Source organism: Nibrella saemangeumensis (assembly GCF_039541915.1).
Taxonomy (GTDB): domain Bacteria; phylum Bacteroidota; class Bacteroidia; order Cytophagales; family Spirosomataceae; genus Nibrella; species Nibrella saemangeumensis.
Genome location: NZ_BAABHD010000028.1, coordinates 32400 through 48069 on the forward strand (window position 1 = coordinate 32400; position 15670 = coordinate 48069).

The window sequence follows — 15670 nt, forward strand, 5'->3', positions numbered from 1 at the left end:
AACAAATCTACAGTAATAACTGTGCCAGCAGGTAATCAGCAATCAGCACCGAAATACAACTTTTTGTCACTGCGGTGGTTGATGATTGTCCTACCTCCAACGCTCCTCCTGAGGTAAAATAGCCCTGAAACGAAGAGATGCTGGAAATCAGAAAAGCAAAAACCACTGATTTGATTAACGCGAAGGTGACGCTGAACGAGTTAAAATCGGAACGCAGGCCATACACATAATCATCGGGTGAAATGATGCCAGAAAGTGTGCCGGCCAGATACCCTCCCAGGATTGACAGAAATCCCGCCAAAATAACCAGCAGCGGGAACATCAGCATCGCAGCGATCACCTTAGGTAAGACCAGGTAGGAAGTCGAGTTAATCCCCATTACCTCCAATGCATCAATCTGCTCCGTGATCCGCATCGTACCCAGTTGACCGGCAATATTTGATCCTACTTTCCCGGATAGAACAACGCTGGTAATAGTAGGGGCCAGTTCCAGAATGGTACTATCCCGTACAATCACGGAGATGATATACATCGGTATTAGCGGACTGACCAGGTTGAACGCGGTTTGTACGCAGGTTACCGCGCCAATAAAGGTGGAAACAATAGCAACGATGAAGACCGAGTTTACGCCGATGGAGATACACTCGTCGAGAACGAGCTTCAGATATACACTTAACTTTTCCCGGTTCCGAAAAAGCGAACCCAGAAAGATAAAATACTTACCAATTTGCGACATAAAGCATGTATAGGTGTGGTCGGGCTGACCGTAACAGACAAAACACCGGTAAAGATAGAATGGTTTGTTCCGTAAATTGCGGACTTATTAAAAAACAATCCTATTATGAATCCACTGATTGTGGTGACGGGAGGTACTAAGGGAATTGGCAAAGCGGTCGTTGAAAGATTTGTGCGTGAAGGCTTTGACGCGGTTGTCTGTGCCCGCCAGGTTGAGGGAGTCGATGGACCAAACCGTTTTCCAATTGCGGCCGATCTCGCTACCCGTGAGGGCGTTAATACACTGTTGGCATTTATCAAAAGTCTGAACCGGCCGGTCGATGTACTACTAAACAATACAGGTATTTTTTTGCCGGGGCAAATCCATACGGAGGAAGAAGGTACCCTGGAGCAAACCATGGCGGTAAACGTTTACAGCGCCTATCACCTGACTCGTGGACTGGTGGGAGACATGATGGCCCGTCGACGGGGGCATATCTTTATGATGTGCTCCACAGCCAGTATCGTCGCCTATACCAACGGTGGTTCATACTGTATCTCCAAATACGCCCTGCTTGGCATGAGCCGCGTATTACGCGAAGAAATGAAACCGCACCATGTCAGGGTTACGGCAATTTTACCGGGTGCTACACTCACTGCCAGTTGGGAAGGTGTTGACCTGCCGGAAGAACGTTTTATGAAGCCAGACGATGTTGCCGAGACGATCTGGTCGGCTTATAGCCTGTCGGAGCGGGCTGTGGTAGAGGAGGTTCTGATCCGGCCCCAGCTGGGTGACATATAAAATCGATAAAGGCAGGTAGGTGATGTTAATTCTGATGGATTAACTTTGCAGCCTTATAGTCAATTCAACAAACGGAGCCACGCCGAAAATCAGCGTAACGACTAATCTGCAACATATAACTCTAACCTAACGAATGGATTCCGTTCAATATTTAGGCATTGACGTAGGTGGCACCAACGTCAAGATGGGTATCGTTGATGCCAAAACCGGAAAAATCTCCAATTTCTACAGCCATGACACCGACAGCTGGCGTAAATCCGGCCATTTTATGGAGCGGTTTGGTGATGCTATCGCCCTGCAGCTCCATGCCTTCAAGGAAGTAACGAAAGTAGGTATTGGATTGCCGGGAATGATTAACCGCGCCCGGACTGTGCCTCTTGAAATTACCGCCATTCCGGAGATTGACGGTGTCCCTATGGTGGATATACTAACCAAACGGTTTCCGGGAGTTCAGTTTTTTCTGGAAAACGATGCCAACGCGGCTGCCCTGGGCGAGTTTTACTTCGTGGAGGATATGCACGCGGAGAACTATATTTTCATCACCCTGGGTACGGGGGTAGGTGGAGCTGCCATTATCAATAAACGCGTGTTTGTTGGGGGCGATGGTAATGCCATGGAGCCGGGCCACGTACCTTCGCGTAATGGTCGGGTGCTGGAGCGCAATATTGGCAAAAAAGAGTTGCTCGACCTGGCCAACGAACGGCGGCAGGCTTTCTCGCGGGCCACACAACTACCCGGCGACGGCAGCATATCGACCACCGGACTGGTAGCCGCAGCCGCCGAAGGCGATGAACTCGCCCTCCAGATCTGGGATGAAGTTGGCGAAATGCTGGGCGATGCCCTGGTTTCCCTGATTCGTATCCTGGATATTAAGCAGGTACTGATTGGGGGTGGTTTGTCCGCTTCGTTTGATTACATTCTGCCGGCGGTTCAGCGGCAACTCGACTACTGGTTAACACCCTATTATAAAAAAGACCTGGAGATTCGCCGGGCGCTTCTCGGCAACGACGCCGGCCTCCTCGGTGCGGCCTCATTGTGTTTTGACTAAACAATGATTGATACCGGGCTGGTTGCCCGGTATCACTTATATTACATTCACCTCCGGTGTAATCCGTATCCCGAATTTCGCTTCCACATCCTGTTGCACTTGGCGAGCTACGTTCAGCACTTCGCTGCCCGTTGCCCCTCCCCTATTAACCAGCACCAACGCCTGTTTGGTGTGTACACCGGCGTTACCGACGGCACGGCCTTTCCAGCCGCACTGCTCAATCAGCCAACCGGCGGGTACCTTCACGGTTGTTTCGCTGGTTGGATAGCCTGGTATCGCTGGATATTGTGCCTTTAATTGCTCAAACTGTTCTTTGGGAATTTCCGGATTCTTGAAAAAGCTGCCAGCATTACCAATTTCGGCCGGATCGGGCAGTTTGCTGCGCCGGATATGAATCACGGCATCACTAATGGCTCTGAGAGAAAGCTTATCCTCCGTAACGCCCATTTCGGCCAGCGTATCGCGTATAGCGCCGTATTCGGTATGAAAAACGGGTTGTTTGTTAAGCCGGAACGTGACAGCTGTAATAATATACTGGCCTTTTGCCTCGTGCTTGAAAATGCTCTCCCGGTAGCCAAAGCGGCATTCAGCATGAGTAAAGATGCGTTTCTCACCGCTATCTAGGTGAACGGCCTCCAATGAATCGAAGATTTCTTTAATCTCGACCCCATACGCACCAATATTCTGCATGGGTGCAGCGCCCACCGTACCGGGTATCAGCGAGAGGTTTTCCATACCGGCCAGATTGTGCTCTACGCAGAACATGACCAGTTCATGCCAGTTAACGCCCGCCCCAACCCGAAGCAGCACATGCTGGTCATCCTCCCCGACCGTATCAATGCCCTGTATATTTATTTTGATGACCAGGCCGTCGAAGTCTTTTGTAAGCAGCACATTACTGCCCCCTCCGAGGATTAGTTTAGGAATATTCGTAAATTCGGTTAGTTGCAGCAGCGTTTGCAGATCCGATTCGCTGGTAATTTCGACCCAGTACCGTGCGCTGGCCTCTATGCCAAACGTATTGTAAGGCTTCAGCGACACATGACTTTTTACATTGAGCATAGGGTAATTAAAACGGCTTCGACATTTAATAGTTAATACGATTTACCGGCAATTGGTTCGCATTGGCAGGCTATACCGGTAGTTGGGTAAGAGAATCTGGTCAGTGGTATAGACAAAGTGGTTATTTCTTAAGTTTGTAAGATAGATCTGGACAACCAACCTATGAAACTCATACCGTATTTGTTTTGGCTTACTCTCTGGTTGGCCGTAACGGCCTGTGCCCGCAAGAGCACACCCGTTAGCAGCCGGTCAACAATAGACTACAATAGTTATAATGAAGACTTGTCGGCAGCCCGGCCTTCCTATACCGTAACACCTGCCAGTTCTCCTGCTACCTCAAAACCGGCAGCCACACCAGCCCGGCGTACCGATACCCGAAAACCGGCGGAGGCATTGCACATAAACCGGCGTCTTGATGCAGTTCTGGATACGATTGCGCAGAAAAACCGGTCGGTACGCTATGCATCGGGTTACCGTGTGCAGATTTATGTTGGGAATGAGCGTCGGGCAGCCGATGACGCTAAGCTCAAAGTTTATAAAAATTTTCCAGAGCTAAATCCTTACCTCGAATATAAACAGCCTACGTATCGCCTGAAAGTAGGCGATTTTATGCGCCGGGTAGATGCGGAACGCTACCTGGATTTACTGAAGCAGCAATTTTCGCTGGCGGTCCTACAAGCCGACCGGGTTGATATTAGGCGAAGCCTTTCCATAAAATAAAGTGTATACGCATCCTATTTTCCTGTAGTTTTACGGACTTGTTTTCCCAAAAGGCAACACGTACTTTGCTTCTATTTACCATTCAGCAATGAAAAAGGCATTAATTACTGGTATTACCGGACAAGATGGCGCTTATCTGGCCGAGCTGCTGCTTGAAAAAGGGTATGAGGTTCATGGTATCAAGCGTCGGACCTCTTTGTTCAATACCCAGCGGATCGACCATATGTACGAAGATCCGCACGAAAAAGACATTCGGTTTAAGCTGCACTACGGTGATCTCTCCGACTCTACCAACATCATCCGCATTATTCAGGAGATACAGCCTGACGAAATATATAACCTGGGTGCAATGTCGCACGTTCGGGTGAGTTTTGAAGAACCCGAATACACGGCGCAGGTTGATGGTATTGGTACCCTGCGGATTCTGGAAGCCGTGCGGCTGCTGGGTCTGACCGAAAAAACCAGGGTTTATCAGGCCTCTACATCTGAGTTATACGGTGGTGTACAGGGACATGCCCAGTCGGAAACGACCCCCTTCTACCCGCGGTCTCCTTATGCCGTTGCCAAGCTCTATGGGTATTGGATTACGGTTAACTATCGCGAAGCTTACAATATGTTTGCCTGCAACGGCATTCTATTCAACCACGAGTCACCCCTGCGGGGCGAAACGTTCGTGACCAGGAAGATTACCCGTGCTGTAGCCCGTATTGGGTTGGGCCTTCAGGATAAAGTGTACCTGGGTAACCTGGATGCTCAGCGGGACTGGGGGCATGCTAAAGATTATGTAGAAGCCATGTGGCTGATTCTGCAACAGGACACACCCGAAGATTTTGTGATTGCCACCGGTGTAACAACCAGTATTCGTGACTTTGTCAAGCTGGCCTTTGGAGAAATTGGCGTAACGCTTGAGTTTCAGCGAGAAGGCGAGAAAGAGCGGGCTGTTGTAGCACAGGCTACTAACCCAAATTACCCTTTAGAGCCAGGGAAAGAAGTGTTGTGCATTGACAAGCGTTACTATCGCCCAACCGAAGTGGACCTGCTATTGGGCGACCCTACCAAAGCCATGACCAAATTGGGCTGGAAACCTAAGTACGATTTACCAGCCATGGTAAAGGAAATGGTAGCGGCCGATATTGAACTATTCCAGCGTGATCAGATTCTTGAAAGAAGCGGCCACCGGGTACTGAATTATTATGAATAGGCTTTCGGTAAAATAGAAAAACCCGCCCATTGGGCGGGTTTTTCTATTTTAATGGATTATATTCCTTACATCGGCACAGCGTGATAGTACATCCGGGAGCTGTTCGGATACATACCGATCAGCATCAGCCCTTCACCTTCCTTCACACTGGCTACGATGTCCTGTAGCTCTTTTACGGTTTTAATGTTCTTACCATTCGCTTTAACAATGATGAAGCCTTCTTCAACATCGGTCTCCGTCAGTTTACCATCGTAAATGCGTTTCACGCGAACACCACCGGTGATGCCCAGCTTCTGACGATCCTGGGCGCTCAGCTCTTCAAAATCAGCTCCCAGGGAGCGTAGAGACGCTGCTGGCGCTTCTGTCCGCTTGATGACATCACGTCCACCATTACGATTACGTAGTTCAACTTTAAAGTCGCGCTCCGATCCATCGCGGTTTACCGTAATATTGATTACATCACCCGGACGACGGCGACCGATAATCTCCCGCATCTGTGCGTCAGAATCTACCGGCTGACCTTCCATCTTCACGATAACGTCGCCTTTCTTCAGACCGGCAACTTTTGCAGCTCCGTTGTCGACTACTTCGTTGATGTAAATACCACGCCCTACGTTGGTGCCAACCTCTTTGGCCCGCTTGCTGTCCAGTTCAATCGGGATTATACCCAGATAACCGCGTTGCACGTTACCGTACTTCAAAATGTCGGCGGTCACTTTTTTCACCAGCGACACCGGCACCGCAAAGCCATAGCCACTGTAGTATCCAGTTGCCGAAGCAATTGCCGAGTTGATACCAACCAGTTCACCACGCAGGTTCACGAGGGCACCACCTGAGTTTCCAGGGTTGATAGCCGCATCCGTCTGAATAAAAGATTCGATGGGTGTATCAGCCTTTGGATCATTACGATCCATATTCTGATTCAGAATCCCGATACCACGTCCTTTGGCACTCACGATACCAGCCGTTACGGTCGATTCCAGATCCAGCGGATAACCAACCGCCAATACCCACTCACCCAGCTTCAGCGCATCAGAATCACCCAGGGTAATAGCCGGCAAATTGCCGCTTTCAATTTTTACAACGGCCAGATCAGTTAATGGGTCAGTACCAATAACCTTAGCTTTAAAGCTGCGCTTATCAGTCATAATAACCTCAACTTCGCTGGCATCCTGCACCACGTGGTTGTTCGTTACAATATAACCGTCGCGACTGATGATCACACCAGATCCAGATGCCTGCCCCTGCTGGCGACGCGGAGGTCCCTGCTGACGACCAAACTCATCACCGAAGAAATCGCGGAAGATATCGGGTACCTGCTGCTGACGAACTGTTCGCGTCACTGTTGTTTTGATGTGAACAACGGCGGGCGTTGCAGACTCAGCCGCATACGTAAAATCACCGGGTCCGGCAGTTGGGCCGGTTAAAGCCGCCAGACGGCCAATGGGAGTCGGATTCGACTCGCTGAATATAACGTCCCGCTTATTGAACCCTAATAGGTTATAAGCGGCCAGCGTTACCGCGCTCGACAAGAGCGCAATCAACACTAAAAATTTCCAGTTATTTCTCATGGTCTAAGAGGTGCAAAAATAGATGCTGTCTTTTTGTATGTGTTCACTAAGTTAACGAATTCCACCTATCCAAAAATTCGGCCAGACTATTGACTTAACATTTTTTAACACTGGTTTGTTGGCAGAACGGCGGGGATAAAAAAGCCCGTGGCTTACTGATCCACGGGCCTTTGTTTGGTTGACGGGTTGATTGGTTCATTAGTTAACTAATTACCTAGCCCGAAGCATTCCTGACCAGCCAATCAATAAATCAATGAACTACCCAACCAATTAACCAATCTCAATCTGCCGGGGCGGCTTCACCTTAGCTTCCTCCCGCTTCGGTATGTCAATTTTCAATACCCCATCAGTGTAGGATGCCTGAATATTCTCGGCATCTACCGAGTTAGGCAGCATAAAGGTTCGCTGGAAGGATGTATAGCTGAACTCCCGGCGCGTGTACTTTTCATTCTCTTTTTCCTCGTTCTGAGTCTCCTTAAAGGCCGAAATCGTCAGGTTGTTGTGGCTCAGCTGAAGCTTAAAATCTTCTTTTTTGAGCCCTGGAGCCGCTACTTCAATCCGAAAACCATCACTATGTTCGACCACGTTCACTGCCGGCACATTGCTCATGGCAGCAGTACCAGCGTTAAAAAACTCATTCATGTCGCGACCGAAGAAGTTTTCGATCAGCGATGGAAAGTTGCCATTAGATCGCACTAACGAGTTCATAGCATTATATAGTTTAAGGTTAATGAGTACGTTAACTTGTTTATTCTATTCATAAGCAAGTTATATACCAACCGGGCATAAACGCCAAAATGGCAAATTTAGTCGGCAAAATTTGCCAAAATGACAAATTTCTATCCTTTTAGGTGCTTATATGGCAGACGAACACTGCCATTTTGTAGTCAGAATGATTAACTACGGGAGTAGATGAGTATATTACTTAATCTGTAGGAGTTCGAAGGCTTTTTCGGCCGCTGCCTGCTCGGCTTTTTTCTTGCTATAGCCGCTGCCGGTTGTAAAGGGCTCATCATTGACCGTTACCTGAGCAATGAACTCCCGGTAGTGGCTGTTTCCTTTCTCCTGGATAATTTCGAACCGCACTTCTTTCCCCTCACGCTGAGCCCATTCAATCAGGCGGCTCTTGTAATTGGCATTTGTCTGCACCAATGCTTCGAGATCGTAGTGGGTAAGCAACTCTTTCAGGACAAACCGGCGGGTAAAATTAAAGCCCTTGTCAAGGTAGACGGCCCCAACGAGTGCTTCCAGGGCATCACCGTACATGGAGGTGCGGGCCGGCATGGTGCGACCGCGGCTACCATCGTACTCAATCAGGTCATCTAGACCAATTTTGCGGGAAATTTGATTTAGGGTCTCGCGGTTGACAATCCGGGAGCGGATCTCCGTCAGAAACCCCTCATCTTTGTAAGGATACTTTTTAAAGAGAAATTCAGCAATAACCATACCCAGCACCGCATCACCCAGGTATTCCAGTCGCTCGTTCGACTCCCGAAATCCCTTTATGTTTGTCTCTTTAGAGGCTGACGTATGCCGTAAAGCCAGCTGATAAAGCCGGAGGTTAGAAGGCCGCTCGCCGATTATATGGGCAATGGACCTGCTCAGCTTCTTTTTCGACTCCAGCCTGCTGCTCAGGCGGAAGAAATTGAGAATGGGATGAAAGACAGTACGGGTCAAGGCAAGCGGCACGACCTACGCGTCCAGTTTCTTGAAAATTACAGAGAAGTTATGCCCTCCAAACCCAAAGGTATTGCTCATTGCCACAGTAATGGGCCGCTGCTGCGCCTGGTTGAACGTAAAGTTCAGATTGGAGTTAAACTGCTCGTCATCGGTAAAGTGATTGATGGTTGGCGGCACGGTATCGTGCTTCATTGCCATCAGACAGGCGATTGCCTCCACGGCACCGGCAGCCCCTAGCAGGTGGCCGGTCATGGACTTCGTTGAACTGATGTTCAGTTTGTAAGCGTGGTCACCAAATACCTTTTCGATGGCCATAGCTTCACTAATATCGCCCAGGGGAGTCGAGGTGCCATGAACGTTGATATAATCAACATCGTCGGGACGTAGACCTGCGTCTTCCAGAGCATCTTTCATAACGTTCAGCGCACCCAGGCCTTCGGGATGGGGCGCCGTGATGTGATAGGCGTCAGACGACATACCTCCACCGATGAGTTCAGCGTAAATTTTAGCACCGCGTGCTTTAGCGTGCTCGTACTCTTCCAGAATGATAGCACCGGCACCTTCACCAAGCACAAATCCGTCACGGTCTTTGTCGAACGGGCGGGATGCCGTTTCAGGTGAGTCATTACGCTCCGACAGGGCCCGTAAGGCGTTGAAACCACCCACACCGGCTTCGGTGACGGCCGCTTCAGAGCCACCGGTAATTGCGACGTGAAGCCGACCAAGCCGGATAAAGTTAAACGCATCAATCATGGCGTTGGTAGCCGACGCACACGCCGATACCGTGACATAGTTGACACCCCGGAAGCCATAGCGGATAGACAACAGGCCGGAGGCACTGTCGGCAATCATTTTTGGAATGAAGAATGGATTATAGCGGGGCGTACCATCGCCGTTGGCGTAGGCCTTTACCTCTTCCTCAAAGGTTTTCAGACCACCAATGCCAGAGCCCCAGATCACACCCGCTTTATCCAGATTGATTGTTTCGAGGTCCAGACCGGCATCGCGCACGGCTTCATCGCCAACGATGAGGGCATACTGTGCGAAGGGGTCCATTTTACGGGCATCCTGACGGGGAATAAACTGCAGCACATCAAGCCCTTTCACCTCGCAGGCAAAACGGGTTCTGAACTTGGAGGCATCGAATTTGGTGATAGGTCCGGCACCACTAAGGCCGGCAGCCAGGTTATTCCAATAAGTAGTTACATCATTACCAATCGGTGTGAGGGCACCGAGGCCTGTCACTACTACTCGTCTGAAAGCCATAAAAATGAACTACGAAGTAAAAATGAAAGAGAAAGAAGCGCAGGCGTTCGGCAACGGGGGCTGCTCACAATACGTCAACAGGGCCGCGTTGCCGAATGCCAGGCGTTATTTAGAGACGTTCTCTTCCAGGTAAGAAATAGCCTGACCTACGGTACCGATGTTCTCGGCTTGATCGTCAGGGATAGAAATGTTGAATTCTTTCTCAAATTCCATGATCAACTCGACCGTATCCAATGAGTCGGCACCCAGATCGTTGGTGAAGCTTGCTTCCGGCGTAACCTCCGACTCCTCTACGCCCAGTTTCTCTACAATAATTGCCTTAACCTTTTGTGCAATTTCTGACATTTTAGTAGTCCATTAGGGTTAAAAAACTGCGCAAAGAAAACCATTTATATAATCATTGTCAAACAATTTTTTAATACTATCTACGTTTAAATATAATGCCCTGTTAAGCATAACCTATTGATTATCAGCAATTGTTTTGTTTTTGGACATCTATGTATATAGACTTTGTCTGACGGCGACAAATTGACGGTTTACCGCTTTTCTGCAACTTTGTACCGTCTAAAAACATACTTCAGATGCACATCAACAAGTTGAAGCATACCCAAAGTAACCAGTTTTTTCTGATGGCGGGCCCCTGCGCCATTGAAGGCCGCGATATAGCGTTGCGAATCGCCGAGCGGATAGTGACCATCACGGATAGGCTTCAAATACCTTATATCTTCAAAGGCTCTTACCGTAAAGCTAACCGAACCAAGCTTAATTCCTTTACCGGCATCGGCGACATACCAGCCCTGGAAATCCTGCGCGAAGTTGGTGATACCTTTAACATACCGACCGTAACAGATATTCACGAATCGGATGAAGCGGCTATGGCGGCTCCGTACGTCGATGTGCTGCAAATACCGGCTTTCCTGTGCCGCCAGACCGAGCTCATTGAAGCGGCCGCCCGCACGGGCCGGGCCGTCAACATCAAAAAAGGCCAGTTTCTGTCAGGAGAGTCTATGGGCTTCGCCGTAGAGAAGGTAAAAGCCGTTAATCCGGCATCTGCCGTTATCCTAACGGACCGGGGTAACTCCTTTGGTTATGGCGACCTCATCGTCGATTACCGCAACATTCCGGCCATGCAGGCACATGGAGCACCTGTGGTGATGGATTGCACCCATTCGTTACAACAGCCAAATCAATCGTCTGGGGTAACGGGGGGTAAACCGACGCTCATCGCTACCATTGCCAAAGCAGCCATTGCGGTCGGTGCCGACGGTCTATTCATTGAAACCCACCCGGTACCAGCCGAAGCTAAATCGGACGGAGCCAATATGCTGCCCCTTGATCAGTTGGAAAGATTGCTGGAGAAGCTGGTCCGAATCCGGGAGAGCATCCTGTAGAATTATTGAATTATGAATAAACTTCCTCCTTTACAATATCTATATTAAAATGCAGCCCCCGGTTGTCGCGCCGGGCGGTTGCCATTTTGATAATCAGATAGGCGACTTCAATCATATTGCGGAGTTCGGAGATGGGCACCGAAACGGTAGACTGGCGGTAGAGCTCTTCGTGTTCCAGATGAATCAGGTGCAGACGGTCCTGTGCCCGCTTTAGCCGACGGAAAGAGCGTACAATGCCCACGTAGTTGCTCATGATGGACTCCAGTTCGCGCTGCATCTCCGTTACCAGAACCAATTCTTCCGGATGGTGGGTGCCTTTGTCGTTCCACTCCGGAATGTTGTCCGGTACCTCGGCCCGCTCAAAATTCTCAACCGTCTTGAGGTAAGCCCGGTGCGCAAAGACAACGGCTTCCAGCAGGGAGTTTGACGCCAGGCGATTGGCCCCGTGGAGGCCGGTGCAGGAACATTCGCCGGCGGCATACAGGAAGTTGATATTGGTCTGCCCATATTCATTCACCTTGATACCGCCACAGAGGTAGTGCTGCGCCGGAACTACCGGAATAAAGTCTTTCCGTATATCTATTCCCAGATTCGTGAGGCAGTAGGCGGTAATATTGGGGAAGTGAGCAACGAATTTGTCGTAATCGCAGTGGGTTACGTCGAGGTATACGTGCGGATCACCGGATTTTTTCATCTCGGAGTCAATGGCGCGGGCAACAATATCCCGGGGAGCCAGTGACAGGCGGGCGTCGTAATGCTCCATAAACGTTTCGCCCTTCATATTGCGGAGAATACCGCCAAATCCCCGTACCGCTTCCGATATCAGAAAGCTCGGCTTTTTCCCCGGTTCGTAAAGTGCGGTTGGGTGAAACTGGATAAACTCCATATCCTGGCAAATGGCCTTTGCCCGGTAGGCCATAGCAATGCCGTCTCCGGTGGCAATAGTCGGGTTAGTGGTACTTTGGTATACGTTTCCAATACCACCGGTTGCCAATAACGTTGTTTTAGCCAGAAACTTTTCTACTTTGCCAGTCCGGGTGTTCAGCACATACGCCCCAAAGCATTTAATGTCATCGCGATAACGCGTAACGGTTTCGCCAAGGTGGTGCTGCGTAATAAGATCAACGGCAAAAACGTGGGTGAAAATTTGAAGCGACTTCAGCGATTGGGCTTTCTCCAGCAGCGCCCGCTCAATTTCGGCACCGGTAATGTCTTTGAAATGCAGAATTCGATAATCGGAGTGGCCGCCCTCTTTGGCCAGGTCATAATCGCCGTCTTCTTCTTTATCGAAGCGGGTGCCGTAGCCAATCAGTTCGCGGATACGCTCTGGTGCTTCCCGGACAACAATTTCCACGATATGCCGGTCGCTCATAAAGTCGCCCGCGATCATGGTGTCCTCAATGTGCTTCTCAAACGAGTCGTCTTCTGACCAGACAGCCGCAATACCGCCCTGCGCATATTTGGTATTGGTTTCGTCGGCCTGAACCTTAGTAATCACGCCAATGCTCACCGGCTGACCTGCCTGTTCATAATGAAGCGCCAGTTTGGTGGCATAACTAAGACCGGCAATACCAGAGCCGATGACAAGAAAATCGAAGTTAGGCATCTCATTAAAGTTAAAGACGAATTGGCCGTATTCGTCCTGATTGCTATTTGATAGTAGAAAAGCTACTGCCCAGTGTTAACTAGGTTGAGCAGTAGCTTTTCTGTATTGTTGGCGCAACAATTACAGATTCTTACTCATTTCCAGCATCCGCATAACTGATTTATAGGCCTTAACCCGTACATCTTCCGGCACCCGAATCTCCGGCAACTCGTAATACAACGTGTTGTACAACTTCTCGATAGTGTTCATCTTCATGTATGGGCACTCCGAGCAGGCACAGGTATTGTTTTCATTGGCCGGTGCTGGGAGAATTTTTTTATGCGGAACAGCCTGCTTCATCTTGTGCAGGATCCCTGCTTCCGTACCAACGATAAACTCCATTTCGGGTTGTTCTACCACGTATTTCAACAGCGCAGTAGTAGAGCCGATAAAATCGGCCTGACTCAGAATATGCTCCTGACACTCCGGATGCGCAATGAATTTGGCATTCGGATATTTCTCCCGAAGTGCGTTCAGTTTCTCCTGTGATATATCGATATGAACGATACAGGCCCCATCCCACAGCACCATGTCGCGGCCTGTCTTCTTCGATACAAACCGGCCCAGGTTCGCATCCGGCGCAAAAATAATCTTCTGGTCCTTTGGCAGGCTCTCCACGATTTTCAGCGCGTTCGACGAGGTAACAATAATGTCGGATAGCGCCTTGATTTCTGCCGAACAATTGATGTACGACAGCACGATATGATCCGGGTACTGCGCCTTAAAGGCTGCAAACTTATCGGCCGGTGCTGAATCGGCCAGTGAGCAGCCGGCATTCATATCGGGGATGATCACCTTTTTGTCTGGCGACAGAATCTTGGCCGTTTCGCCCATAAAATGCACCCCGCAGAACACGATAATATCAGCGTCGGTGGCGGCCGCCTGCTGCGAAAGACCCAGGCTATCACCGATGTAGTCGGCTAAATCCTGAATGGCACCGTCAACGTAATAATGAGCCAGGATTACAGCGTTTTTCTCTTTTTTCATCCGCCGGATCTCCTCTCCCAAATCTTTATCTTTGGGCACCGACCGGCTTACGTAGCCGATCTGCTTTACTTCATCTTCTATGGTTAATGGTATCATTAGCTATCGTTTGTCGTATTAAGCAATAAACAACAAATCATGGCTGGTAGTTGCAACCAAATTAGTAGGCCTTCAAACTTAAATCAATACTCTTGACCTGATGCGTTAGCGCTCCCGACGAAATATAGTCAACTCCGGTTTCAGCATACGCCCGCATATTGGTCTCATTGATACCGCCGGAAGCTTCCGTAATAAACCGGCCGTTAATCAGTCGCACCATGTCGCGGATACCGTCCGGCGAAAAATTATCGAGCAGTATAATATCGACCTGGCCAACCCGCATCACTTCTTCCACTTCCGCCTGGTTGCGCGTTTCTACTTCAATACGAAGCTGCTTTCCGGTACGCTGAAGGTACTCAACCGCTTTGGTAATGGCCGCTTCAATCCCTCCAGCATAGTCGATGTGGTTATCCTTGATCAGGATCATATCGTACAAACCAAACCGGTGATTGACAGCACCACCGATCTTTGTAGCCATTTTCTCGCAGATGCGGAAATTAGGCGTTGTTTTGCGGGTATCCAATAATTGGGTACGGGTGCCTTCCAGCATATTGACCATGCGTCGGGTATAGGTGGCAATACCGCTCATGCGCTGCATACAATTCAGTACCAGCCGCTCAGCCTGCAATATAGCCTGAGCCTTACCCTCTACGGTTAGCACAATATCACCCGGCTTAATGGGCACACCGTCCTGCATCTGAACGGTTACCTGTAAATGCGGATCAACTTCAGCAAAGACGGCCAAAGCCACGTCTACACCGGCCAGAATACCGGCTTCTTTGACCAGCAACCTGGCCCGGCGCCGGGCGTCGGCCGGAATGGTAGATAAGGATGTATGATCGCCATCGCCGATATCTTCAGCTAAGGCTAATCGGATAAACTCTTGCAAATTCATGAGGTCAAAATTAACGGTTATGAACTAATAACCCGGAAATGCTGTATTTGTACCTGTTGAGGGCAATTCTTCCCGGTAATTGTCCTATTTCATATGTATAAAACCCTATGTGCTTGGAAGTTTACAAAATTCCAGCGACCTTTGCCCTCCGTTAGTGTTTTATGAGAGAACAGCGCCACATAATACAAGTAATTAGTCTGTTTCTGACAGGCTTATTACTGCTGGTAACGGGAGGTATTGTTACGCCAAACGGGTTGGCGTGGACAGACACACAACCGGTAGCCAAGCAGGCTGTTCAAACGAAGCAGGATAACGACAAAGCCAACGACCAATCGCCGGACTTTTTTATCAAAGCAGCTTCGCTCGAAGCGGTGGTAACAACGGCCGTTTCCTTTGACTTTTCGCACGTAGTGTATTTGCTGCCACCGCCATCCGTGCTGTTGATGGTAGACCAGCCAACGCTCCCGCGCCTTTTTGAAGTACCCTACTTCTACTTCTCGTACTTCAGGCACATCTTCGGCCATCATATCGCCAGTAACGCCCCCTGATTGTAAGGTCTGTTAAATGGTAAACAGTAGTCACTAGCTGTTAC

16 protein-coding genes are annotated in these 15670 nt (G+C 49.5%); 6 read left to right on the plus strand and 10 right to left on the minus strand.

Annotated elements, in window-relative coordinates; translation table 11 throughout:
• Window positions 1-7: 7 nt before the first annotated feature.
• Window positions 8-736 carry an MlaE family ABC transporter permease gene (locus ABD949_RS12720; RefSeq protein ID WP_345244011.1) on the minus strand — a complete coding sequence of 243 codons (729 nt, stop codon included), beginning with the start codon at window positions 734-736 and terminating at the stop codon, window positions 8-10.
• A 105-nt stretch (window positions 737-841) separates the two neighbouring features.
• On the opposite strand from ABD949_RS12720, the gene ABD949_RS12725 reads away from it, so the two are divergent.
• Complete coding sequence (locus tag ABD949_RS12725) at window positions 842-1516, plus strand: SDR family oxidoreductase (protein WP_345244013.1); 675 nt, start codon at window positions 842-844, stop codon at window positions 1514-1516.
• A 133-nt stretch (window positions 1517-1649) separates the two neighbouring features.
• Complete coding sequence (locus ABD949_RS12730; protein WP_345244015.1) at window positions 1650-2564, plus strand: ROK family protein; 915 nt, start codon at window positions 1650-1652, stop codon at window positions 2562-2564.
• A 36-nt stretch (window positions 2565-2600) separates the two neighbouring features.
• Here ABD949_RS12730 and murB read toward each other — a convergent pair whose 3' ends face one another.
• Window positions 2601-3626 carry a UDP-N-acetylmuramate dehydrogenase gene (gene murB / locus ABD949_RS12735; protein ID WP_345244016.1) on the minus strand — a complete coding sequence of 342 codons (1026 nt, stop codon included), beginning with the start codon at window positions 3624-3626 and terminating at the stop codon, window positions 2601-2603.
• A gap of 162 nt (window positions 3627-3788) precedes the next feature.
• On the opposite strand from murB, the gene ABD949_RS12740 reads away from it, so the two are divergent.
• Window positions 3789-4346: an SPOR domain-containing protein gene (locus ABD949_RS12740; RefSeq protein WP_345244017.1), complete on the plus strand. Its 558-nt coding sequence runs from the start codon at window positions 3789-3791 to the stop codon at window positions 4344-4346.
• Between the two features lie 88 nt (window positions 4347-4434).
• Window positions 4435-5547 carry a GDP-mannose 4,6-dehydratase gene (gene gmd / locus ABD949_RS12745; protein ID WP_345244018.1) on the plus strand — a complete coding sequence of 371 codons (1113 nt, stop codon included), beginning with the start codon at window positions 4435-4437 and terminating at the stop codon, window positions 5545-5547.
• A 65-nt stretch (window positions 5548-5612) separates the two neighbouring features.
• Here gmd and ABD949_RS12750 read toward each other — a convergent pair whose 3' ends face one another.
• The 5 genes from ABD949_RS12750 to ABD949_RS12770 all read right to left on the minus strand — a co-directional run bounded on the left by ABD949_RS12750 (window position 5613) and on the right by ABD949_RS12770 (window position 10409).
• Window positions 5613-7118: a Do family serine endopeptidase gene (locus tag ABD949_RS12750; RefSeq protein ID WP_345244020.1), complete on the minus strand. Its 1506-nt coding sequence runs from the start codon at window positions 7116-7118 to the stop codon at window positions 5613-5615.
• Window positions 7119-7388: 270 nt separating this feature from the next.
• Window positions 7389-7826 (minus strand): Hsp20/alpha crystallin family protein, encoded by a 438-nt coding sequence (locus ABD949_RS12755; protein ID WP_345244022.1) that lies wholly within the window; start codon window positions 7824-7826, stop codon window positions 7389-7391.
• Window positions 7827-8039: 213 nt separating this feature from the next.
• Window positions 8040-8807, minus strand: coding sequence for a ribonuclease III (gene rnc, locus ABD949_RS12760; RefSeq protein ID WP_345244024.1), 768 nt, complete (start codon window positions 8805-8807; stop codon window positions 8040-8042).
• A gap of 3 nt (window positions 8808-8810) precedes the next feature.
• Window positions 8811-10064, minus strand: coding sequence for a beta-ketoacyl-ACP synthase II (gene fabF, locus ABD949_RS12765; RefSeq protein ID WP_345244027.1), 1254 nt, complete (start codon window positions 10062-10064; stop codon window positions 8811-8813).
• A 105-nt stretch (window positions 10065-10169) separates the two neighbouring features.
• Complete coding sequence (locus tag ABD949_RS12770; RefSeq protein WP_345244030.1) at window positions 10170-10409, minus strand: acyl carrier protein; 240 nt, start codon at window positions 10407-10409, stop codon at window positions 10170-10172.
• A 236-nt stretch (window positions 10410-10645) separates the two neighbouring features.
• Between ABD949_RS12770 and kdsA the strand changes: the two genes are divergently transcribed.
• Window positions 10646-11455, plus strand: a complete 810-nt coding sequence (gene kdsA, locus ABD949_RS12775) for a 3-deoxy-8-phosphooctulonate synthase (protein WP_345244032.1) — start codon at window positions 10646-10648, stop codon at window positions 11453-11455.
• Between the two features lie 10 nt (window positions 11456-11465).
• On the opposite strand, the gene nadB is transcribed toward kdsA, so the two are convergent.
• From nadB to nadC, 3 genes are all read right to left on the minus strand, one after another.
• Window positions 11466-13061, minus strand: coding sequence for an L-aspartate oxidase (gene nadB, locus ABD949_RS12780; protein WP_345244034.1), 1596 nt, complete (start codon window positions 13059-13061; stop codon window positions 11466-11468).
• Between the two features lie 120 nt (window positions 13062-13181).
• A complete protein-coding gene (gene nadA, locus ABD949_RS12785; protein WP_345244036.1) occupies window positions 13182-14183 on the minus strand; it encodes a quinolinate synthase NadA in 1002 nt (333 codons plus the stop codon).
• A gap of 61 nt (window positions 14184-14244) precedes the next feature.
• On the minus strand, window positions 14245-15078 hold the full coding sequence (nadC, locus tag ABD949_RS12790; protein ID WP_345244038.1) for a carboxylating nicotinate-nucleotide diphosphorylase: 834 nt from the start codon (window positions 15076-15078) through the stop codon (window positions 14245-14247).
• Between the two features lie 161 nt (window positions 15079-15239).
• Here nadC and ABD949_RS12795 point away from each other — a divergent pair, with 161 nt between their 5' ends.
• Window positions 15240-15626: a hypothetical protein gene (locus ABD949_RS12795; protein WP_345244040.1), complete on the plus strand. Its 387-nt coding sequence runs from the start codon at window positions 15240-15242 to the stop codon at window positions 15624-15626.
• Window positions 15627-15670: the final 44 nt, after the last annotated feature.